Below are 22317 nucleotides of genomic sequence, written 5' to 3'. Positions count from 1 at the left end.
CCTTGAAGAAAGGGGTCCAGACCGCAATTTGCTGTCCCTGCGGGAACGAGAAGATCCTCGCCCTGGGCCTCTGCGCGACCTGCTACACGCTGAAACGGCAGGATGCCGAGTATTTCGGCGGCCTGCGAGAACAAGTCCTAGAGCGCGATGGACACGCCTGTAGGGTGTGCGGCGATCCCGATCCAGGAGTGCATCATCGGGAGCCGGGCAAATCTGTGCTGCATCTGATGATCGCTCTCTGTGCCGGATGTCACGCGAAGGTCCACCGGACGAAGGTTGTCCTTACGGAGTTTCCGCCGCTTCTGCTGATATTGTGGCGGGAACAGCACCCCCAAGGCCACGAACAGACGTATCTTGATTTCAACGTTCTTAGTCCACCGGCTCAACGTGTGCCACTGAACTTTGAGCCCGCTCAGAAAGATTGAGCTACCGACCGATATGCCGCAACCCTTCCGAGCCACAGAGATGCACTACGCGCCTTGGATCAGGACGAGGCAGGATGCACTCGAAGTCGTGGTGATGGGAACGTGGGCTCAGGCGTAAACTGAGGGTATGGGATTAAAGTTGCGAGTCATGGATTTACCGCATTGGCCTCCACCGCCTGCACTGAGCGGTCCGGAGCGCGGCGCAACGGTTCCGACCGGAACTGAAGAAGTTACCGTGAAGGATGTCACGCGCGTTGTGGACAGCCGCGTCGATTTCACTGGCATGTTCGGAAATTACAAAGTGACCTATTCGATGAAAACGCCTGATGAGAAAACCGCCAAGAAGCTGGCGAAAATTCTTGAAGACAAGGCTGGTCAGACGCTTGCTTCGGTCGGACCGATCGAACTCCCCGCCGATGAGGAAGCCGCCGAATAGCCTTCGACCGAAATGGTCAGTTGCTTCGTTTCGTAGAAGCTAAGATCCCGCATCCGGGGATCGTCTGCGCCCATGCACGTCGATACCGGCGATGGATCGTGAACGTCTCCCTCGGTATCCCGGTACACCCAGTGGAAATCAAGCTCGCTCTGGGGTGAGTGCGCAACAAGGTGAACGCACGGCACAATATCAACGGGACATCCGTCGCGCTTCAGAACGGCGAAGCCTTTGCCTTCTAGCCATACGATCCATTCGTTCACTGTGACTTGGCCGAGAATTGCTCCTGGAAGTTCACGCTTGAGATCGTTTGTTGAGATGCCTGCGAGTTGGGCGAACACAGGCACAGAACATCCGCGTTCCGTCTCCTGGATAAGAATCTGGCGCTTCGGCAGATTCCAAGGGTTCTTCATCGCTGCCTTAAGCATAACCGGTGTACGTCAAGCTACTTGCCGGGTCCGCGCTTCCTCGGCCCTGGCTTCTTGGGAGATGGTTTCTTGGATGATTTCCTACCGCCCAAAACAGGGTTCGACATTTTGACCTTTATGCCTTTGAACTTTTTCTTGCCGACCGCTTTCTTCGTAGGCTTTGATGCGGCTCTGCGCGGTGCAGCCTTCGCGCCGGAACCTGGCTTATAGCTGGCCAGGACACGGGCAACGACCTTCATTTCCTGATCGCATTTTGGACACGGGTATGGACCGTCAAGCGGAGCGATTCTGTTGATGAAGAGAACTGATACCGGGAACACCTGATTTTCCCACTCACAACCTTTTGTGACACATTTGACCTTCGTGACCATCTGGCCTCCTGAAACTCTGCGCCTTGCCCCAAATACGACGAAAGCCCTCCACTAGGGAGAGCTTTCGTGCCGTAGGCGTTAAAGGTATTGGTGGACTCTGTGGGGATCGAACCCACGACGCGCGGTTTTCTTTGGCCTACGGTCTTGATGCAGACCGCCGCTCTACCACTGAGCTAATAGCCCAATTTACCAACACGGTTTTCTCATATAGTTTACCATATTGTCAATAGAAGATTTAGCGAAGGAGCGGGTATGAAGGGATACATCGTCGGCTACAAAACGCGGGAATCTGCCGATCACGGAATCGTTGACTACTGGTTCTCCACTTCCCCGAAGGATGCGATGAAAATTCCGTCGCGGGAATGGGCTGAGTCGGAAGTTCGGCTTTTCAATCGGGGCATCACGATCAACGAAAATCTCCAGCGACCTCACCGCCTTGATGATTTCCAGGTCGAGGAATTCGAGGATGGTTTTATCGTGTGGTGCGAGGGACCGTTCGTGGTGCGAGCGCGTGGTGAGGGTGAAGCTCGAAGTACACCAGATTAAGAACTCTTGGTCCCATTTCGCCGCTGATCTCAACTGTTGAAGCTCGATGATTGTCCACGGCTTGATCTGCCTCGAGAGCTGATTCAAAAACGTTGCCCAGCCAGTGCCGTACTTCTTGTCGATCGCCAGCCCGTATTCAAATGTCCGTCCGCCCTCAAGGGCGGGAACATGACATTTCTATCCGGCGCTAATAAGGCCACGTTACAGAAGTTTCGTTATCGGACGTAAGTGGTTTACTATCAATAGTATAGCACTTCATCTATTCCGATCCGATTGTCGGGAAAGTCATGGCAGCCAGCGATCCGCCTCAATGAAGACGGCGAGCGCGAAATCGGCAACAGGCGCTGGGCTCAGGTTCCATATTGGATGTCACTTCAGAATTCGGACAAAACTGCATTCTGGCTGGGTACAGCGTGGGCGTTCCTCCCTAATCAGTCGAAGCGCGCTGTCAACTTGCATCAACGTGGCCCATAGTGAGTGAAGACATAGTTTCGATCCGGCACGGACTCATGGCAGGCAGCCCCGCATTTTGCATTGTTCCCCTGCGGCGGTTTGTCTTGGAGATCTCCAGGTCGCCAGCTATTGAGCTATTGGATGATGCCTCGCAATGAAAATCGCCATAGCCCCACCCGTGGCTGTCTCTGAATCTCTTGCTGTCCTTCAACATGAACTCAATGTCCCGCAAGCCACTCGGCACAAGTGGTCCGCCCGTCTCCGTCACGTCCTTCGTCGGTATACAGTGCACCTTTGCCATCTTGGAGCCGTCAGGGAAAGGCTTGCCATTGCCGGGAATCCCGCACTTGAAGGCGTCTATGACCGTCGGATTTCCAAGAATCGCAGAGATATTTGGTCCATTCTGGCTAACCGCGATCACCGACCAATCTTCGAATCCCTTGAACTCGGAAAACGAAAGACCGCCCGGCACTCCTCTGTCACCATGCGTTTCTTTTGCAGCTCAATCAATGGATAACGGCACCCCTCCGGAAATTCACGCGTCCAAAGACGCGAGGGTTCGGGAATTTGGAATGGCAATATCAAGCCAATGCTTTTTCCGCTACCTAAAACATCGGGAAATATGAGTTGGCAATGATGAGTACCGCAAGAACGCCGGAGAGAATCTACTGGACGAAGGGATAAGTCAATACCAAAGTCTCAAAATGAGTACTGCTCAAACGCAAAAGGCTTACGCGGCCACGTTTCACGCCGCCCGGGCCCTGATCTCTCGCACTCTATCAGAGTTGCAAACCGGGCTGTTCATGCACACCCTCTGCGTCAGTTGAAACGCTGACGTCAAGCCACGCCCTAGCGTCAGACGCCCGCTTGTCGTCGGCAGCCCGGGCATACTGCACAGCGTCGCTGCCGAGCAGCAGGTGAGGAGGAAGCCCCTCTTTGGTGGCGAGATGCAGGATGACCTGAGCGACCTTTGCAGGGTCACTCGTCTCATGTCCCCAATACGTTGCAAGCGTTCTAACCAACGCGCCGACGGACGGCTCATACTCCGGCAAAAGATCAGGGACATCCGCAACTGCGCGATTGCCCCAGTTGGTCCGCATGCCGCCCGGTTCCAGAGCGCATACCTTTACTCCGAAGGATGCAACCTCCAACGCAACGGCTTCGGTGAAGCCGCCTACGGCCCATTTCGCGGCATGATAGGAGGCGCTTCCCGGGGTCGCAAGCCGGCCGCCGACCGATGAGATCTGGAGAATGCATCCACTCTTTTGCTGACGCATGATTGGAATGGCAGCTCGCGTCATGGAAACGACTCCAAAGAAGTTCGTCTCAATCAAGGCGCGGAATCTCTCTGAAGTCAGCTGCTCAAAGGGGGCCGTGTCTCCATATCCGGCATTGTTGACCAAAACATCTAACTGCCCGAAGACATCTACAGCCTTGGCGACTGCGGCCTTCGCAGCGGTCTCATTGGAAACATCCAGAGAGGCCGTAGACACTTGTTCGCCATATCGCTCGACAAAATCGTCCAATAGCTGCGGATCGCGAGCCGTTGCCAGCAGGCGATCACCAGATGCAAGAACTGCCTCTGCGATTTCGCGGCCCAAACCACTTGCGCTTCCTGTTACCAACCATACTTTGGACATCAGAACCTCCGTTCAGCGAATTCGGTCTTCGTGGACTTGCTCAAAGATTGCGTGGTTATCGGTGTAGTCAACATTAGCGGCTATTGGCGATACCTCGGTACCAGTTGTCGCTGGGCCGAGCGGCTTCTGACCACGCAGTGCAACAGTCAGTCGATTTGCCAACCGAACCGAGGCTGCGATCGTGACCGCGCCCCAATTTCGGACCTCAGATCGAAGTGAACTGTCCATGAGTTCCGATTCTTCGATCCAGTCCTCCGCAGCAAGCACGGCTTCCTCCGGGCCGTGCGATGCTCCCACGGCAGCGATGAACGCTGATAACTCGCGCTCTGTTAAGTGCATCTGGTCGGTGTACAACGAGTTCGAGAATGATTCAGTCTGCATCATGATGTCCTCTTCTTCCTTCACTTGAACCCCTTCGATAAACCGGCCTGCCGGAGCACGACTCGCGATGGATCGTTGAGTTCGGTAATGATCAGGAATCTCTGTGGAAGCGTTCCAGCGGTAGCTGCGCCGGAGCGAACGAGCGCTTTGAGCGGCCCGAGCGCCTGAACGATTCCTGCGCCATCGGGATTTGCCTTGAAGATTGCCAATGGTTCGAGATCCCCATAAGGGGGATGATTGGACCGCGCAAGATACACCCGATACTGAGCGCCGGAGGCCAGTCCCTTCGCGGCAATCTCAAGAAGATCGAGAAGGCCCAGCGAGTTGACTGCCGCTGACGCTTCTGCCGCTGGCAATGCCGTTCCTGCAGCCTCCAAACGGACGTGCCCGGTGTTGGCCGCTTTCCCGAGCGGGACGAGGTTATCCGTGCCGTTACCCGATGGAACTGCTCCTGGAACATAAACGAGAGCCTGAGTCGTCTGACCGACGGGGATGTTGGCGATCACCTTGTTCGTCAATGTATTGATCGCTACCGCGTGGTCGCCATTTTCCAAAGCGACGTAAATTCGGGTCCCATCACCGGAAGGCCAAATGCCGTGAGGCAAATCCCCGACCGGAATAGTGGCGACCAGAGTTGGACTGGGGCCGCGCTGATAGACCTTCACCTGGTTGGTGCCACCGATCGTGATGTAGGCGAATTTGCCGTTGCCGTTATTCGCAAAGTTTAGATGATTCGTGATCGGTCCCGTCTCGAGAAGAGCGAGCTGCTCGAAGGGCGGCCGGGCGCTGAATACTTGCACTTTGCCGGTGTCTTTCAGCGTAATCCAGACTTCGTCATTTTCCGGGCTTACTGCGATATTCGGGCAAAAAGGACTTGCTTGGGAAATCCGCTTGACGACCTGATGCGAAGCCGTCTCAACCACCACAAGCTCGGGGGTAAAGCTTGAGCATACAAAGGCATATCTGCCGTCGGTTCCGAACATGGTCATGCCGGGACCGTTGGCCAATTCGATGCGGCGAATTTCCTTCATTTGATTTGGGTCGATGACAGAGATGTAGTCTTCGCCCCGAACAGTCACCCACAATTCGTGACCATCGACCGTGAAGAACGCCTCGTGAGGCGACCGGCCGACGTACACAGTCCCTTTCACTCTGTTCGTGGCTGTGTCAATCAAGGTCACAGCATTCGATGCGATTGAAACTACCGCCAGGGTCTTCGAGTCCGGCGAGTAGCCAAGTCCGTGGACGAGAAGCTGTCCTGCATAGAGCGGGGACAAAGCCCCAGGCACGGGATTGCCCAAACGGATCACCCCTAGCAACTTGTTACTGGCGGGATCAATCACCGAAACGGTATTTGAAGTCTGGTCCGCGGCGTAGACGCGATCATGGGTCGAGACTGGAATATTGGGGCGTCCCCACGGAGCCTGTTGAGCGAATGCGAACTCAACGAGAGCTAACGCTGCAGCGAGGTACAAGAGCCGAATGCCTGCACTTCTATAAATTCTCATGGCTATTTTTCCCTTCGTGAGCCGGAACCTTGTAGTTGACTCGGAACCTTCGTAGGGACCTTCTGCCGGCTGAGCCAGAGCTGCATCAACTGAATTTCGGACTCCTGGTCGGTAATAATTTCCTGTGCAAGCCGGCGCATCTGGGGGTCATTGCCATAGAGGAGTTCCGTTTTCGCCATGTCGACGGCAGCTTGGTGATGCGGCAGCATCAAGCTTGCGAAGTCCACATCTTCGTTGCCGGATGGTTCTAAGGCTGCCATGGCTACGTGCATCGTTTCCATGTTCTTCATCAAGGCTACCCAGCTTGTGTCGTGCGTCGCCATCTGGCCCATCGCGTGATCTTGCGTCCACACAGCGACCGCGACGACTGGAACCACCGCTAAATACAAGAACCGCATTCTGAAAGCCATTTTTCCCCCTCCCCTTGCAGTTATTCGTTGCCGTTCCGCGAACGATGAAAAAGTGTGCCCAGCATCGGAGACTCCCGAAGTCCTATCCAAACGTAAAATCAAGTGCGTGAACGCCAGGATCTTGGAACTCAATTTCGAAGGTTCGATCGACGATTGGGCCTTTTTGCCGGATGAGTTGATAGAGTCGGGGCTCTCGAATTTCGCCGGAGCCGTCCGGTGCCGTGTCGACGCCGGAGTTTTCCCTGGGAGCGGCGCCATCGAGTCGCACGACAAACCGCACGGGCTTGCCGTCATTCGAGGGAGCCAGCACCAGGTTCAGGTCGCGGCTATGGAACCGGAACACGATCTTGCCCGGCGCTGCCTGCAGCACGGCGCTCTCGGCATTGACATTCCACGACCCGTTCAATCCCCAATGATTTAAAGAAAGTTTTCCGGGCGCACTGAAAATCTGATTTGAATCTTTGTGCACTTTTTCGAGAGAGGCGAAATTCTGAGCCTGACGATAGCCAATATAGGTTTCGGGAGATCGCTCGTCTGTCCAATCGGGAGCGGCCTCGATACCAACACCGGATACGCTGGCCGTGCCGGAAGCCACGCCAGTTGCTCCGTTCTCCTTCAGAAGTTCCTGGATGACGCGCTCGATTTCGCCATAATCGCCTTCTCCAAAGTGGTGATACCGAATTTGTCCCTTCGCGTCGACGAGATACTGAGCGGGCCACGCTTCATTGTTAAACGATTGCCAGATCCTGCTCTTGCTGTCGATGGCGACCGGAAAAGTAATGTTCAAAGTGCGCACCGCATTTTCCACGTTCATCGGTTCGTGCTCGAACGAAAATTCCGGCGTGTGGACGCCGATCACTACAAAGCCTGCATGCTGATATTTTGACGCCCAGTTCTTCACATAGGGCAAGGGCCGCAGAGAGTTGATGCAGGTGTAAGTCCAGAAATTGACCAGCACGACCTTCCCGCGAAGCGACTGGCGGCTTAGGGGGACTGAATTGAGCCAGCCGATGGCGCCGTCCAAGTCAGGCATGGCGCCTTCATCGTTGACGAGATGCTGAGAAGCGGCGTTCGCCGTCTTGACGACAGAAAACCTTGTGAGTAAACCCGTGCCCCACACTATTAGGACAACGGCGACTCCCGTGATCAAAGCCACGCTCGGAGCGCGACGGTTCCAAGCCTCAAAACGCAAATAATGCTTCATTGCAGAGAACTCCTGGCTACCAGAGCACGAAATCGCTCAGATCGATCGACACCATCAACCTATCGGTGAGTGGCTTCAAGTTGCCTGCGCGCATATATGCGCGTCTGGTCGTCGACAGCTTTATCCCTTCAACTTCTATGAAGTTTGAAACATACTGTGTGGCTGCGAAGCCACCCGATGCGTTGACGTGGTAATCATGACGCCGTAGGAGTCCGTCCGCCCCAAAGTAGAAGTCCTGCTCTTTACTGTGACTTGCGATATTAGGGGGAAACGTCGCGCGCAAGCCTCGCCATTCCTCATCATCCTCTTGCCAGGATGGGATCTCGACAACATCAAAACCTGGCCAAGAGAGGAGAAATGGCACGTTCAAATAGGTCCAGAGTGCGTAGCCGTTGAAGTAAGCGCGATCCAATGCATCCCAGGGAGCGTTTATATCCTTCCCCTCTGCATGTTCCGCCGGATCAAATCGCTCTGCTACCAACGTGCCGTCGACAGTGACGATAGCCACACGATTGGGCGTAAAGTCAGTCAGCTTGTCTGGAGCGCCATATGGAAAAACCGAGGACCACTCCTTATCCAGCGAGGCGGACATTTGCCGGGGAGAAGGATCCTGCGGCACACCCTTCATCTCCCACATATCACCTCCACTGCGGATCGTAGCGGATATCTTTGTGAATCGTTTCCATTGTGTCAGTCCGCCGTGCGCATCAAGCACCTCATTCAGTAGTGGGGTCATGTCTACACTCCTATTCTTGTTTGCGGTTCGCAGGCTAGGTAGCGCAAAACCGTTAATCATGGTACCTCTCTCCTTGATATGGATATATTTCTGTTGCAGAAACTCTTCGCCTGCGCAGACTGACCCCGATCAAAAAGCGTCCACGTCGATGACAGCTTTGGTAAAGGCCCGTGGAGCTTCTTGCGGCAAATTGTGCCCTATGCCGCCGTTAATAGTCCGGTGCGCGTATTTGCCTGAGAATTTCTTAGCATAGGAGCCGGGGTCGGGATGTGGCGCCCCATTGGCATCCCCTTCGAGAGTGATGGCAGGCACGGTTATAACCGGGCTTTGGGCAAGTCGCTTATCCAGTTCGTCATATTTCGTCTCGCCTTCCGCCAAACCAAGCCGCCAGCGGTAATTGTGGATCACGATGGCGACGTGATCCGGGTTGTCGAACGATGCCGCGCTGCGATCGAATGTGGCATCCTCGAAGTTCCATTTCGGCGAAGCCAGCTGCCAGATCAGCTTGCAAAAATCGCGACGGTATTTGTCGTAGCCGTCCCGGCCGCGATCCGTGGCGAAATAAAACTGGTACCACCATTGGAGCTCAGCGTTGGGTGGCAACGGCGCCTTGCCGGATTTCTGACTGCCGATCAGATAACCGCTGACCGAAACGATCCCCTTGCAGCGTTCCGGCCAAAGCACCGCCATGATGTCAGCTGTCCGCGCACCCCAATCGAAGCCACCGATGATCGCTTTGTCGATCTTGAGGGCATCCATAAAATTGATAATGTCGACAGCGACCACGGACGGCTGCCCGTTCCGAAATGTATCGTCAGAGAGAAAACGCGTAGTGCCGTACCCGCGCAGATACGGTACGATCACCCGGTAGCCCGCCGATGCCAACAAAGGGGTGACATCGACAAAGCTGTAAATGTCGTAGGGCCAGCCGTGCAGCAGAAGTACCGCAGGACCGTTGGCGGGCCCAGCTTCCGCGTAGCCAACATTCAACAAGCCTGCATCAATCTGCTTCAGCGGGCCGAATGATGCGTTTGTGCTCGGCTTAGTCGGCGGCGCACCGGCGGCGATATCTTTCTTAGTGGGTTGTGCGCCCGGTAGTGCATACGCGGAGCTCATCATGGCGAACTCAGCGGCGGCGATGGTGATGGCAGAATTACGCAAGAAGCTGCGACGATTGTTGTTAACTTGGTCAGACATTTCATTTTCTCCAAGTTGGATTAATTGCAGTTTGCTCAGTTATTTCCTCAGTCCGGCGTCAGACCACGATTGATTCGGATGATTCGTTTAGATCAAATCTGTCTCGAAACCGGAAGTTATTGAATTAGCGCAGCGATCTGAACGCAGCTCGCAGCTCCTCGGAGAAGAGTTCCGGCTGTTCCCAGGCCGCGAAGTGACCGCCCTTGGCGACTTCATGGAAGGAGTACAGCGACGGATAGGCCTGACGTGACCAGCTTTCTGGCGCGCGATAGATCTCGTGCGGGAACACCGTGATGGCGACCGGCACTTTGATCTGATTGGTCTTCTGTGCCGTGGCGCTGAAGTTGTTGTTGTTATTTTCCCAGTAAAAGCGGGACGAAGAGGCGCCGGTGTTGGTGAGCCAGTACAGCGTGATGTCGTCGAGTATTTCGTCGCGACCGATCACGCGTTCCGGGTGGCCGTCGCTATGGCTCCACTCGGCAATCTTTTCGTACGTGAAGGCGGCCAGACCACTGGGCGAATCGGTGAGCGAGTAGCCGATGGTCTGCGGACGGGTCACCATCATCACGCCGTAGGCCGCGTTTCTTCCGAAGAAGGTACTAAGGGCGTTGTACGCCCGCCGTTCCGGGTCGGTCAGTCCAGTGGGCGCCGGATCGCCGCTGTTGATGCCCTTCACCAAGTTCGCGGGAATCGTGGCCGGCATGGTGAGATGGATGCCGAGCAGTCGAGGCGGCGCCTGGCGCGCTAGTGCGTCGGAGATGACCGAGCCGTGATCGCCACCCTGCGATACGTAACGGGTGTAGCCCAAGCGCTTCATGAGCACGTCCCAGGCCCGCGCCACGCGGTCGGGATTCCAGCCGAGATCGGTCGGCCTGCCCGAGAAGCCATAGCCGGGGATGGCGGGGATGACGACATCGAAGGCGTCTTGCGCGCGCCCGCCGTAGGTGACGGGATCGGTGAGCGGACCTATCACTTTCAAGAACTCCAGCGGCGAGCCGGGCCAACCATGGGTGAGGATCAGCGGTAGCGCGTTCGGTTCACGCGAACGCACATGGATGAACTGAATATCCACACCGTCGATAGTGGTTACGAACTCCGGCAGCGCATTCAACTTCGCTTCTCCGTTGCGCCAGTTGTAGCCGTTACCCCAGTAGTGCACCAGCTCCTGCACCTCCGCCGACCGGATGCCCTGGGATTCGTCATTGACCGTTTCCTTGTCCGGCCACCGGGTCGCCGCCAGGCGGTGGCGGAGATCAACTAGTTGTTCTTCCGGAATATTGATGTGGAAGGTGCGGATTGAATCGTCTTGGATCGGTGCGCTCTGTTTCCCGGGAAGTGGACTGGTGACAAACGCCCGCGCATCGGCGGTCCGAACGGTCTGCGCATAGCTGGCAGCGGCCAGCAGGAGAAGTAAGAAGGTACCGCCAACAGCGGACGCGGCAAGAAAGCTGCGCCGGGTGCAGCTGGAGACGTCTTCATGCATCGCATGGAGCTTGGCGGTGTGCTGCATTCTTTCGGAACTCATAGTTGATTCCTCGTCTTTCGGTGCGCGTTTCCAATTGCATCGGCGATTGAGGACAGTGGGAGTTGCGGCTCGTGATTGCCGTAACTCCCACAGCGTAATGACAAAGTCGCTAGACCTCGCGCTGTGCGGCATCCGCCGCCTCGGCCAGATTAGTTAGAAATGTGAAGAACGCATCCGACTGGCCAGTGAAGAGTCCCATGCCCGTTAGGAATTTGAGCGCTCCCATAGCAACTCCGGTCGTATTCGTCGGACGGACTACCGAACATACCGGCAGGCTCGTGCTGATGAAGGGGCACGGTTCCGGCATGATCAGGTTCGTCTGGAACATCTCCCTGATTGCGGCGCCTCTGGCTCCGGTGTTAGGGTCCACGCCACAGTCGAGGTCAGGAAATCTCAGCCCATTGGTGGGATCAATGAGCGGCGGCGCATTGCCAGCCGTTTCTGACAAGGTTTGAAAATGCATGAGCTCAATGGGTCCCATGCTGATGAGCAGTCGTAGCACTTCTACGCTGGTAGCTTTTTGTGCCAGCGCCAGGCGCAAACTCCCGCCACCTTGTTCCACAGTAGGAATGTGGAAGGCCGCTGTGTTTGCAATGGCCTGAATGTGTTCGTGTGGATACAGGTCGTCGTCTGTCCTTGGGATGGCGGGAAAGCTTCCGTTGTTCAGATCCGGAACCGCCTGTTCGAAGGCAGTGGGATTTACGTCGGGATTATTCGAGCTGCTGCGGTAACGAGTCCACCAACTGGTGTTGATCGTCAGCTGCATGAGGTTCGTAAGCCGCAACTTCCCGCTGGATCCTCTCGCTGTGCTGCCGTGCAACGTGCGGAACGGTTCCATGTCCACGGGGTCGGCGCCCTTCGAAACAAGATAAGCATTCAGAAAAGCCTGATGGCTCATCTCGTCGTCGGCGATGTCATGAATGTATTGAGAGAAATTGCGATCGATTCTCCTCAGTTTTTCGGTGTAGATTCGATTGCCGGTTCCTCCCGAAACTTCGTCGTCCCGGAGTCCGCCCAGTTCGTTGTATTGATCGTAAAAGTCAGCCTCGAGGGCTTCGCCTGCAGCCAGGAACTGCAGCATGGCAACATCACCTGAAGTAAGGCTGCTGCCGGACCCCGTCTGCTGTGCAGAGGCCCTGGTGCCGCGGGCGAGCAAACCGGTTCCCATGGTTACTGCCCCGGCGGTGGCCAATCCGGTTTTCAGAAAGCTGCGCCGATTCGGAGAACAGCTGATCACACTTCCGTCATTCGTCATTTTGTTGCTCCTTCACAGGGGTTTGTAGGTCTCGCGCTTGCAACCTTCTTCGGGCCCTTGGTCAGGCTGTTCGTGCCACAGTTCTGCCAAGCGCTGCATCTGCGCGATGGTTTCGTGTGTTTTGAACGCATCATGACGTGAGTCATAATTCGTTCTCCTCGATGAAAGCTGCTTGTTGCCGATTCAGCAATCCCTATCGGCATTTCTTCATACACTGTGCGATCAATTCCGATTTCCGACAAACCTAAATCGAGGGTCAGGTTTCACTAGAAGGGTAGGTAAGTTCGTCACACTTATTAGGTGGTTAGCGTTTGTCCTTTTGAGTGTCGATCTCGATCCGCTTCCATCCAAAAAGGCGAGCGTCTACCGACAAGGCTCCGGGCCCAAGGAGAGCGATCGCTATGGCGAGGTTGCAAAGCAGAATGTCGCTTGCGGGGTCTGCGTGCCGTGAGATGATGCGCCACAATTCCAAGAGCCCCACAACCGCCGCGACAATAGGAGTCCACAGTCCAGCGATGAGCAGGAGTCCGGCAGTTGCTGTGAAGATTTGAAAGATGCCGGTTCCGAAGGTCGGTGTGTTCTCTAACACAAGAATGCTGCGAACGGCTAATGGAATGCCCGCGGTGACTCGCAGCAAAAGGAGCCCAGCCCCAGGCCAGCCATGAGCGAATGTTGAGAATAGTCGCCGCACACCCGAGTATGTATCTGCCAAAACGCGGGCGAAAGCTCAGAAAGATTGGTTTGAATCACTCTTTTGAGGGATTAGAGTTCGATGATTCCGCGCCTCAAGCCGATCATGGCAGCATGAGTTCGATCGTTCGCGTTCAGTTTTGAGAGGATGCTTCTGACTTGGCTCTTGATAGTTTCTTCGCTGATGGAGAGCTGTGCTCCAATTTCCTTATTGGCATATCCCTCCGCAATCAAACGAAGAACCCTGATTTCTGCGGGAGTGAGAGCATCGTCGCAGGCGTGTTCTGCCACTTGGAAGGAGACTTCAGCTGAGAGTACTTTTCTTCCTGCATGGACTGCTCGGATTGTATCCACGAGTTCTTTATTCAAAGATGTTTTTAGCAGGTAGCCTCGAGCCCCGGCCTTCAACGCGCGCAGCACCTGCACGTCACCGTTGTACGTTGTCAGCACTATGATTCGAGCGTCAGCAAATTCACCTCGAATGGCAATCATGGCATCCAGGCCGCTCATCCCCGGCATCTGCAAATCCATCAAGGTCACGTCTGGATGGTGTCCCCGAAACTGCTGAATCGCCTCTTGCCCGGTCGCCGCTTCCGCGACAAGACACATATCAGATTGAGCAGCCACGAGACTCCCGATTCCCTCGCGGAACATTGGGTGGTCATCCACCGCCAGAATGCGAATCGAGTTCGGCGCTGTACTCATGATTTCGTCTGTCTTCTTCTCGCCAAACGCCAGAATCCGGAAATACCAGGCTTGGCATAGGCGCCTGAGGAAGGAATAGAAAGATCGACCTCAGTACCTGAATCCGTTTCACTCCAGATAGTGAGCTGACCTCCTAAGAGTTGGGCACGTTCACGCATCCCCCGTAAACCATAGTGTCCGGACGGTCCATCTGCGCTAAGAAGCTGTGGGTCGATCCCTTTCCCGTCATCCCGAATCCTCAGTCTCAGTTGCCGTGCATCATAGCGGATTTCAACTTCGAGGTGCCGGGCTCGTGCGTGCCGGAAGGCGTTCCGCAGCGCCTCGCCTGCAATTTGATAGACTTCATCTCTTGCGATTGGAAGAAGAGCTCGGGGCGTGCCTTCCACTTCAATGTGGAATGCTGGGGCATCGCGATTCGATCCATCGGCAGCCAGCGCTTGCCCGAGCGAACCAATAGCGCAAACGAGGTCGTTGGTGACTGGGGTGGTCGAGCGCAACTGCTGAACCGCATCTCTCCCCTCAATGAGTGCCTGACCAGCTTGATCGATCGTACTGTCGAGAACGCGTTTCGCTTCATCCGGACGCGCACTCAGCAAATCGGACGCTGCCTGGAAACGGAGTAGCAGGGCGTTGAAACTCTGCAGTAGGGTATCGTGCAGGTCTCGCGCGATGCGCGTACGCTCATTGATACTCGCTTCGAGCCGGATTTCAAACTGCTTTGCGATCTGAAGCATACGGTAGTGGTAAAAGAGCCAAGTCAAAAGAAGCGCAGCTGAGATCCACAATGCCATGAACCACCGAGTCATCCACCAGGGCGGCAGAATAACGATCTGAAGTTCGGCACCCGGCTCGCTCCATTGACTGCTGACCGTGGCGCCTTGCGCGCGGAATCTATATGTACCAGCGGATAGGCTGGTGTATGTCACAGTACGGCCGTCGCTTCCGACCTCATTCCAGGAGCTGTCCAGGCCCTGCAGCATGTAGCGATAGCGGTTTGCCCGAGGATTGGAATAGGCGAGCGTCGCGAACGTTAGCGAGAACAGATTCTGATTGTGCTGGATGATGATCTTGGAAGCGTAAGAAATGACAGGATTCGGCGCTGATTGTTTGGTATGGGCTTGAACGCTCCTGAACAGCCGGAACTCAGTAATGACAGTCTGCGGCGCGTAGCTGGTTTCTGACACTGCATCCGGAAAAAAGAAGGTGGCTCCGCCGAATCCAGCAAAAAACATCTGATCACTTTTGGAACGCAGGCATGCTCCCCAACCGGACATATCTGGTCCGGGAAGACCATCTGCAGTCGAGAAGTTGCGGAAAGTCCTGGTTGAAGGGTCGAAGCTAGAGATCCCCTTGTCCGTGCTCATCCAGAGCCTTCCGCGACGATCCTCAAGCAGACCAGAGATACCGTTACTAGCCAAGCCCTCCCCAACACCTAACACGGTTGAACGTCTCGTTGCGGGGTCGAACTCATTGAGCCCATTCTCCGTCGCAACCCACATCTTTCTGTCACGCGTAAAGTGGATGAAATCGATCTGGTTGTTACTCAAGCCGCTATTGCCATCGTTAAAGATCGTAAACTGGCCCGAGCGCGAGTCGAAATGCTGAAGCCCAAAACCGTAAGTTCCGAGCCAAAGATCGTGGCTGGGACCTTCCGCTATCGATAAATAGATCAGCTCCCGGTTATGGGGGTCGGCCCGGAAAACCGTGAACCGTTCCGCCTCAGGTTCGAAACGATTGAGCCCATCCCAGGTCGCTGCCCAAAGAGTTCCGTCACGATCCATCAACAAATGTCCTACGTCGTCATTACTCAATGACGAAGGGTTATTCGGGTCATGTCGAAACTGTTTGACACGTTGAGTCTTTGGATCGAGACGAAAGAGCCCATTATTGAACGTGCCTATCCATATTATTCCGGAGCGGTCTTCGATAATGTTCATCGCATCAAGTGGAATACCAGGTTTTAGGAGTGCGATGGAAGATCTTTTGCCTGAAGCATCGATACGGTACAGTGCGAGGTGCGTTCCTATCCATTTGTTTCCGTGACTATCCTCGAAGAAACAACCAATCGACTGATTTGGATTTCCAATTTTAAGGAGATCGCCGATTGTGTGAAATATCGGAGGCTTTGGTTCGAAGCGTTGAAGGCCTTTACCACGAAGAGCAACCCAGATACATCCCTCACGATCTTCAAAGAGAGTATTGATTCGATCTTCTGCAAGGCCATCCGGGTTGCCGACGGTGAATCGATAACCTATGAACCGGTGATTTTCCTTATCGAGCTTCAACAAACCAGAGCCTTCCGTCGCGAGCCAAAGATCTCCCTGCCGATCCTGCAGCATGGCAGTTACGCCGCTAAGGGCCGTGGTCGATGCTTTGTTGCTGTTGAAGGAATAGTATGTGAGGGCTTTGGTTTTACGATCGAAACGTGCCAGCCCGTTGCCCGACGAGTAGAAGATCCAGAAAACCCCAGACTTCTCCTCGAAAAAAGAGAAGTCGCGGGACGGATTCCGGATGGGTACATGGAATTTGACGTGGCCGCTGTCGCGATCGAACTCGTCTAAGCCGTCGGGCTCCGCGACCCAAAATCTGCCGCTTCTGTCTTCGGCAGCTGACCGAACGTCGTTGCTTCTGAGGCTCGATGGATCGCTTGCATCGTGTGTGAAAACGCGAATGTGACCGCTCGTTTGATCGAGCCGGTATAATCCCTTGGCGGTGGAGAGCCATAGCACGCCGTAGCGGTCTTGGCTGATGTGTTTGACGAACGGCACCGGGTAGTGGATGAAGGTCTCTGTTTTCGGATCAAAACGGTCAAGTGACTGCTCGGTGTCGATCCACAATTCGCCGTTGCGATCCTTGAACAAGAAAAGGATGTTTACTCCACTCAGGCTGTTTGAATTGTTCGGTTCGTGGACGAAGACCTTGAAGGTGTATCCATCGAATCGGTTCAGACCGTATTCGGTACCGAACCACATAAAGCCTAAATTGTCCTGGACGAGGTTGCTGACTCGGATTTGTGATAACCCGTCTTCTGTAGAGATAAGCGTGAACCGAATATCGCTGGAGTAGTAAATAGGCAGAGTTGTGAGTATTGGATTAACATGAGCCTGAGGTACCTCCGCACACACAGGTATCCCCACCAAGCAAAGCGCCACTCTCAGCCATGTTCGGATAGGGATTGTGATCACGCGAGTCTCTCGTTCTTGCATTCATGAGGGGACCCATCCTCCGCCTCGATTCCCCACAGAACAGAAGGATTCTAGTCCCAGAAGCAGCCTTAGGCAAACTGCTGCAGCTCGGCACTGTCGGCGAATTCTGGCGCACGAATCCTACGATCACCCGACACAATAGTGGCCGAAGCCTGTGGGAAGCCCCTATCGATGCCCGTCGGAGGGACGTGGGTCGGCTCCTTTCCCAACCTGTTAGGTGGTACCCGTTTGTATTATGTGGTCCGCATCCCATGCTCTACGAGACTATAGGCCCGCGTAATAGTCATACCCTTGTTCGTGCCAATAGTCACGCGGCCTTGTGTTTGTGTAGGTGATTCGGCCAATCTGTTTGATCTGCTTGATGCCGTACTTGAGCGGTGTTACAAGGCGAAGTGGTGCTCCGTGCTCCAGTGTTAACGGCTTCCCGTTCATCTCATAAGCAAGCAATGTCTGCGGATGCAGCGCCACCTGGCGTTCGATACCGACGTAATACTGACCGTCCGGCGTCTCGAAAGCGATGTACTCGGGAAGGCTGTTCACAAATTCCGAATCATGGAACTGGCTTGCATTCTCGATGCGTGGTGGGAATGCTTCAAGAAAGTCACGCAGGCGCACTCCAGCCCAGTAGACGATTTCGCTCCATCCCTCGATACACTTGAACTCCGTTATCATCTCGATGCGCGGTAGTCTTCTCACATCAGCCAGTGTCAGAAGCAGTCCCGGTATGCCCTGATGAGCATTCTCCGGCATCTCCATTGGTTTCATGCTCACAGCATCGCCCTTGGCATCGTCTTCGTGCATGGCAGGTTTCTTGGCAGGCGCGTCGATGTCGGCATCATCGGACTCGTCGGTCGGCGGATTGGTCAATGCAGACTGATAGACCGCTATGGCGAAGTTCTGGGAATCGAAAGAAGCTCTGCGGTTGGAGCGCGCGGGTGGAACCATCCTCTTGTTCCGTCACGTTGAAGATGACGGCGTGAATGTAAAACTAGGGCGCAGGGGAGCCATCGATCGGGCGGCCGGCGTTACTCTCGAACTTGGTGGCAATGCCTTGCCATTTGTTGCCGCGGGTTGGCCATTGACTCGAATTGCGCCTCCGCGATGCCCCGTCCTCTTTGCGAACGTCAAGTAGACTTTGCCGATAGCTGCCAGCATCTCGTTGCGATGAAATCAAAAATCAGAATGCGCTTATTGTTTCTGAGGATGCCCCCCAATTCCACTCAATCCCCATCGGTTTCTCACTATCCTCTAGACTTCCGTTCTAGCCTTTGAGCAGGTGGAAGAGCTCGAACCGAAAGGCCTAGACAGAGAACCCAGACTCATTGATCGTGAGGATGAGGAGTGTGCGAACCATGTTCGATGTCCCCTTTGGCTACGAACGTCTGCTGGATAGAGAGCGGACTGCAGACCTACTGACGGTCTATCCCAAAACCCTTCCGCGCTGCGCCCCGACGGGTCTCGTCGTCGCTTTGCATTTCGATAGATTATGGCGATTTCGCGGTTCAGATCTCGACGGCAACGTTCGAGAAAATATAAGCTTGGAACAGCTATCCGTGCTGCCTCATCACGCTTGATTCGGAGAAGAGATGAGACGGACACGCTATCAACAAGGGAACCTTCAGCTTGTGGAACGCAAGCGCGGTCCTCGTGCCTGGGAGTACCGATGGTACGAAACGAAGGCCGATGGAAAACGCAAACGCCGCAGCCTGGTGGTTGGAAGCCTCGATCAATATCCAAACGAGACAGCAGCGAAACGCGCTGTTGCTTCGCTCTTGGTCAACATCAACTCGGAGAGTCCACGTTTCCATCTCGAAGCAGTTATCGTTCAGACATTGATCGAACACTACCGAGAGAAGGAACTGAGCGAGGATTCAAACAAAACTTTTGCAACCTGCGAAACCTACAAAGGCTACTTCAGGCGTTGGATACTACCCCGATGGGGCAACTACCGCCTGAAGGATGTGAAATCTGTTGCCGTCGAGGAATGGCTCCGATCCCTCGCTCTTTCTAACGGCAGCAAAGCAAAGATCCGGAACATCATGCACGCCGTCTTCAATCACGCAGTCCGCTGGGAGTGGCACGACAGGAATCCCATCACGCAAGTGCGCCAAAGCTCGAAGCGGATGAGCATCCCGACCGTGCTAACCATGGAAGAAGTGGAAAGGCTGCTCCTCCATCTGGAAGAGCCAGCGCGCACCGCAGTGTTGGTCGACGTGATGACAGGGTTGCGTGTCGGAGAATTACTCGCACTCAAGTGGGAAGACATCGATTTCGAGAAATTCCAAATCCATGTCACTCGCTCGATCTCACTCCAGCACGTCGGCGAGTGCAAGACTGAAGCCAGTCAAAAGCCGGTGCCACTAGACGCTCGCCTCGCGGGAGCACTATGGCATTGGCGGACGATCTGCGCCTACCCGCGACTCGAAGACTGGGTCTTCGCCAGTCCACATGCCGAGGGGAAACAACCATACTGGCCCGGAACGTTGAACCGCTGGCATTTGCAACCGGCTGTGCAGGCGGCCGGAATTCAGGGCCGGATCGGTTGGCACACCTTCCGGCGTACCTACGCAACTCTTCTCAAAGCAAATGGGGAAGATGTGAAGACCGTTCAGGAGCTATTGCGACATGCCAATAGCCTGGTAACTATGAATTTGTACGCGCAAGCTGTCACACAAGCCAAGCGTACGGCTCAGAGCCGCCTGGTCGACATGTTGTTCGATGAAAACGCAGATCAGCAGAGCCCCAGGCTTATTGGAACAAAACGGACGTACGAGAAAATCATTCAACAGCGTAAGTTGTTGAATGATTTGGCGTCCCCGACGGGATTTGAACCCGTGTTATCGCCGTGAAAGGGGAGAAAATGCGCGATTCTGAAGCGTTCATAGAATTCTGAAAATGTTACAAAAACCCTATTGTTATTGACGATTCGTGATTTATCGTCCACGAGTGTCCACCGGAATTCTCTTGCATTCAGGCTCATAATTGCCCGATAATTGCCCGACATGGCACGCACACGAAAAGACGCTCGAATCAATACACGCTCTGCCCGTACGTCCTTACAGCAACGCAAAGAACCCTACTGGCGAAGCATCTCCAAAGGGCTTGCAGTCGGCTACTACAAGGGAGCGACCAGCGGAGCATGGATCGCCAAACACTTCACTGTGGCAACAGGCAGGCGCAAAGCGTCTCTAGGCGTTGCTGATGATTTTGAAGATGCTGACGGTATCCGTGTTCTTTCATTCGATCAGGCTCAAGCAAAAGCGCGGGATTGGGCATCGCTCAAAGCTCAAGAGGATACCGGCGAGGTACAGTCTGGCGGATTCACTGTTGCTCAAGCCGTGGATGAATACCTTGCCCATCTGACGAAAGTGAAGCGCAAGCCCCAAGATCGCACAAGGGCAATCGCCAAGGCTCATATCCTGCCCACGTTGGGGGATGTTGAACTCGGCAAGCTCCGGCACGGCAAGATCAAAGCGTGGCGAGATTCGCTAGCAGAGGCCGCGCCACGGGTTCGCACGAAGGCAGGGAAGCCCCAAGCCTATCGGACGATGGACGAAAGCCAGCAACGCGCTAGGCAGGCCACAGCGAACCGGATTCTAACGGTTCTCAAGGCTGCGTTGAACTATGCGAAATCGGAATCCAGGCGCATAGCCTCAGATGCCGCTTGGGTGGACGTGAAGCCCTTCAGCAAAGTAGACGTGCCCAAGGTTCGATTTCTTACTGCTGATGAAGTGACTGCACTCATGCGAGCGTGCGAACCAGACTTCGGCCATCTAGTCAAAGGCGCATTGGTCACGGGTTGCCGCTATGGAGAACTAACAGCAATGACCGTAAAGGATTTCGCAGCGAAAGAGGGAACCGTTTACATCGCCGATAGCAAGAATGGTGAATCAAGGTATGTTCAATTGAACGATGAGGGTATCGCACTGTTCGCAGAGTTGACGCATGGACGCAGCGGCAAGGATCGCATCTTCGTGAAGGCGAATGATACGACTTGGAAGAAAAGCGAACAAAAGAGGCCGATGGACGCAGCGTGTGAAGCAGCAAAGATCGCAGGCGTAACCTTCCATATACTGCGTCACACATACGCCAGTCATTCGGTAATGAACGGAATGCCCATTGAAGTATTGGCCGCTCAACTTGGACACAAGGATACGCGAATCACGATGCGCCATTATGCCCACTTGAGCAACGATTTCAAAAAGCAGATGATTCGAGCCAATGCACCCTCGTTCGGCTTTGGCAATAAGCCAGGACCGCAGCTAGTCACCAAAGCCGGTTAGCATTTCGTTTAGATAGTTAAGCTACCCATTGATTATGAGGCTGCATCGTTGATCGATTGACGATGCAGCCTCTTTTTATGCGCTGGCGTTGTGTCGATGCAGACGGCTTTTCCCATTTCTCTGTCTATGAAGGTGCGCATCTTCCGTATTATCCTTTTTCGTCCGTATCTTCCCCATCTTCGATCTTGTGGACTCTCCGAAGATGTGGAAGCTAAGTCCTTTGTTTATCGAATATATGTATGTACAGACTAATACAGTATCTTCGTCCATTTCTTCCCTCTGCGAAGATGCGGATGCAGACCTTCCGACAGCCGAAGAAACGGATGGACTGCTCTCGTAGTCTATGGCCTACAGGGAACGAATCGAGATGCATAGTCTTTGTAGGTCATAGCCTACATCGAAGAATGAGCAAGAAACTAGCGGGGAAAATATATCTATTCAAGGCGTGCAATCAGGATATAAGTCTGTGCTATTAGTTAAAGAGCGCCTGACTTCGCAGGTGCACTCTAACTTACGAGGAGAATCAGTAATGGCTAAATTTGATGGTGTGACGATGGCATTGAGGCAAGGCGCGAAAGTACGACGCGTTAAAACATGGGACGCTGAAACGGTGATGTTCATTCAAGGCGACGCTTTGGTTGTCAGTGCCTACAAAGGCGAGCCGTCTGCTTACGATCTAAGCTGGTATGAGATCGAAGCAGGGGATTGGGAAGTCATTGAGCCAGTCAAGGCAGCTTGAAAGCAACGGGCAATTCCCAAACCCATCCACCATTCATGGCGAGCTTGCGGGAGGTAATTGAGAGAGCCTTTTGAGCACGAATCAAAGTGTCGCGTTTGATGTCGCGAGTCTCGCGAGCGTGCTCAAGAAGTTCTTTCGACGGTACAGGGCCATTGCGTAGTGTCTCCAGTAGAAACGCTTTG

At 54.5% G+C, this 22317-nt stretch carries 23 protein-coding genes and 1 tRNA gene; 6 read left to right on the top strand and 18 right to left on the bottom strand.

Annotated features, from left to right (window positions below; all coding sequences use genetic code 11):
* The first annotated feature begins 2 nt into the window (after positions 1 to 2).
* A complete protein-coding gene (locus tag OHL23_RS28210) occupies positions 3 to 425 on the top strand; it encodes an HNH endonuclease (RefSeq protein WP_263355437.1) in 423 nt (140 codons plus the stop codon).
* Positions 426 to 552: 127 nt separating this feature from the next.
* On the top strand, positions 553 to 861 hold the full coding sequence (locus tag OHL23_RS28205; protein WP_263355436.1) for a hypothetical protein: 309 nt from the start codon (positions 553 to 555) through the stop codon (positions 859 to 861).
* On the opposite strand, the gene OHL23_RS28200 is transcribed toward OHL23_RS28205, so the two are convergent.
* The 3 genes from OHL23_RS28200 to OHL23_RS28190 form a co-directional block, all read right to left on the bottom strand.
* Positions 801 to 1271, bottom strand: a complete 471-nt coding sequence (locus OHL23_RS28200) for a hypothetical protein (RefSeq protein ID WP_263355435.1) — start codon at positions 1269 to 1271, stop codon at positions 801 to 803. The genes OHL23_RS28205 and OHL23_RS28200 overlap by 61 nt on opposite strands.
* A 32-nt stretch (positions 1272 to 1303) precedes the next feature.
* Positions 1304 to 1657, bottom strand: a complete 354-nt coding sequence (locus OHL23_RS28195; RefSeq protein ID WP_263355434.1) for a hypothetical protein — start codon at positions 1655 to 1657, stop codon at positions 1304 to 1306.
* Positions 1658 to 1745: 88 nt separating this feature from the next.
* A tRNA-OTHER gene (locus tag OHL23_RS28190) sits at positions 1746 to 1840 on the bottom strand.
* Between the two features lie 69 nt (positions 1841 to 1909).
* Between OHL23_RS28190 and OHL23_RS28185 the strand changes: the two genes are divergently transcribed.
* Positions 1910 to 2203, top strand: a complete 294-nt coding sequence (locus OHL23_RS28185; RefSeq protein WP_263355433.1) for a hypothetical protein — start codon at positions 1910 to 1912, stop codon at positions 2201 to 2203.
* Between the two features lie 448 nt (positions 2204 to 2651).
* Here the strand turns inward: OHL23_RS28185 and OHL23_RS28180 are convergent, their stop codons facing one another.
* The 14 genes from OHL23_RS28180 to OHL23_RS28115 all read right to left on the bottom strand — a co-directional run bounded on the left by OHL23_RS28180 (position 2652) and on the right by OHL23_RS28115 (position 18058).
* Positions 2652 to 3128, bottom strand: coding sequence for a cytochrome P460 family protein (locus tag OHL23_RS28180; protein WP_263355432.1), 477 nt, complete (start codon positions 3126 to 3128; stop codon positions 2652 to 2654).
* A 307-nt stretch (positions 3129 to 3435) separates the two neighbouring features.
* On the bottom strand, positions 3436 to 4296 hold the full coding sequence (locus OHL23_RS28175) for an SDR family NAD(P)-dependent oxidoreductase (protein WP_263355431.1): 861 nt from the start codon (positions 4294 to 4296) through the stop codon (positions 3436 to 3438).
* A gap of 12 nt (positions 4297 to 4308) precedes the next feature.
* Complete coding sequence (locus tag OHL23_RS28170) at positions 4309 to 4680, bottom strand: hypothetical protein (protein ID WP_263355430.1); 372 nt, start codon at positions 4678 to 4680, stop codon at positions 4309 to 4311.
* A gap of 17 nt (positions 4681 to 4697) precedes the next feature.
* Positions 4698 to 6185, bottom strand: coding sequence for a YncE family protein (locus OHL23_RS28165; protein ID WP_263355429.1), 1488 nt, complete (start codon positions 6183 to 6185; stop codon positions 4698 to 4700).
* 2 nt (positions 6186 to 6187) lie between these two features.
* A complete protein-coding gene (copM, locus tag OHL23_RS28160; protein ID WP_263355428.1) occupies positions 6188 to 6595 on the bottom strand; it encodes a CopM family metallochaperone in 408 nt (135 codons plus the stop codon).
* An 82-nt stretch (positions 6596 to 6677) separates the two neighbouring features.
* Entirely contained in the window at positions 6678 to 7799 is a 1122-nt protein-coding gene (locus OHL23_RS28155; protein WP_263355427.1) for a redoxin domain-containing protein, read from the bottom strand.
* Between the two features lie 16 nt (positions 7800 to 7815).
* Positions 7816 to 8535, bottom strand: coding sequence for a hypothetical protein (locus OHL23_RS28150; protein ID WP_263355426.1), 720 nt, complete (start codon positions 8533 to 8535; stop codon positions 7816 to 7818).
* A gap of 129 nt (positions 8536 to 8664) precedes the next feature.
* Positions 8665 to 9732 (bottom strand): alpha/beta fold hydrolase, encoded by a 1068-nt coding sequence (locus tag OHL23_RS28145; RefSeq protein ID WP_263355425.1) that lies wholly within the window; start codon positions 9730 to 9732, stop codon positions 8665 to 8667.
* A gap of 124 nt (positions 9733 to 9856) precedes the next feature.
* On the bottom strand, positions 9857 to 11257 hold the full coding sequence (locus OHL23_RS28140; RefSeq protein ID WP_263355424.1) for an epoxide hydrolase family protein: 1401 nt from the start codon (positions 11255 to 11257) through the stop codon (positions 9857 to 9859).
* Positions 11258 to 11366: 109 nt separating this feature from the next.
* A complete protein-coding gene (locus tag OHL23_RS28135) occupies positions 11367 to 12512 on the bottom strand; it encodes a ferritin-like domain-containing protein (RefSeq protein ID WP_263355423.1) in 1146 nt (381 codons plus the stop codon).
* Between the two features lie 304 nt (positions 12513 to 12816).
* Complete coding sequence (locus tag OHL23_RS28130) at positions 12817 to 13149, bottom strand: DoxX family protein (RefSeq protein ID WP_263355422.1); 333 nt, start codon at positions 13147 to 13149, stop codon at positions 12817 to 12819.
* Between the two features lie 125 nt (positions 13150 to 13274).
* Entirely contained in the window at positions 13275 to 13907 is a 633-nt protein-coding gene (locus tag OHL23_RS28125) for a response regulator (protein WP_263355421.1), read from the bottom strand.
* Positions 13904 to 16879, bottom strand: coding sequence for a sensor histidine kinase (locus tag OHL23_RS28120; protein ID WP_263355420.1), 2976 nt, complete (start codon positions 16877 to 16879; stop codon positions 13904 to 13906). Before OHL23_RS28120 ends, OHL23_RS28125 begins: the two co-directional genes overlap by 4 nt.
* A 498-nt stretch (positions 16880 to 17377) precedes the next feature.
* Entirely contained in the window at positions 17378 to 18058 is a 681-nt protein-coding gene (locus OHL23_RS28115) for a molybdopterin-dependent oxidoreductase (protein WP_263355419.1), read from the bottom strand.
* Positions 18059 to 18699: 641 nt separating this feature from the next.
* On the opposite strand from OHL23_RS28115, the gene OHL23_RS28110 reads away from it, so the two are divergent.
* From OHL23_RS28110 to OHL23_RS28100, 3 genes are all read left to right on the top strand, one after another.
* Positions 18700 to 19962 carry a tyrosine-type recombinase/integrase gene (locus tag OHL23_RS28110; protein ID WP_263355418.1) on the top strand — a complete coding sequence of 421 codons (1263 nt, stop codon included), beginning with the start codon at positions 18700 to 18702 and terminating at the stop codon, positions 19960 to 19962.
* 153 nt (positions 19963 to 20115) lie between these two features.
* A complete protein-coding gene (locus OHL23_RS28105; protein WP_263355417.1) occupies positions 20116 to 21396 on the top strand; it encodes a tyrosine-type recombinase/integrase in 1281 nt (426 codons plus the stop codon).
* 529 nt (positions 21397 to 21925) lie between these two features.
* The gene (locus OHL23_RS28100; RefSeq protein ID WP_263355416.1) at positions 21926 to 22135 is read left to right on the top strand and encodes a hypothetical protein; all 210 of its coding nucleotides are present in this window, start codon (positions 21926 to 21928) and stop codon (positions 22133 to 22135) included.
* Here the strand turns inward: OHL23_RS28100 and OHL23_RS28095 are convergent.
* The coding region (locus tag OHL23_RS28095) for a hypothetical protein (RefSeq protein WP_263355415.1) at positions 22122 to 22317 on the bottom strand (196 nt) is incomplete at its 5' end. The two genes, OHL23_RS28100 and OHL23_RS28095, sit on opposite strands and share 14 nt — an antisense overlap.

The sequence above is a fragment of the Acidicapsa acidisoli genome, assembly GCF_025685625.1.
Taxonomy (GTDB): Bacteria; Acidobacteriota; Terriglobia; order Terriglobales; family Acidobacteriaceae; genus Acidicapsa; species Acidicapsa acidisoli.
This window is presented reverse-complemented; position numbering and strand designations above follow the sequence as displayed.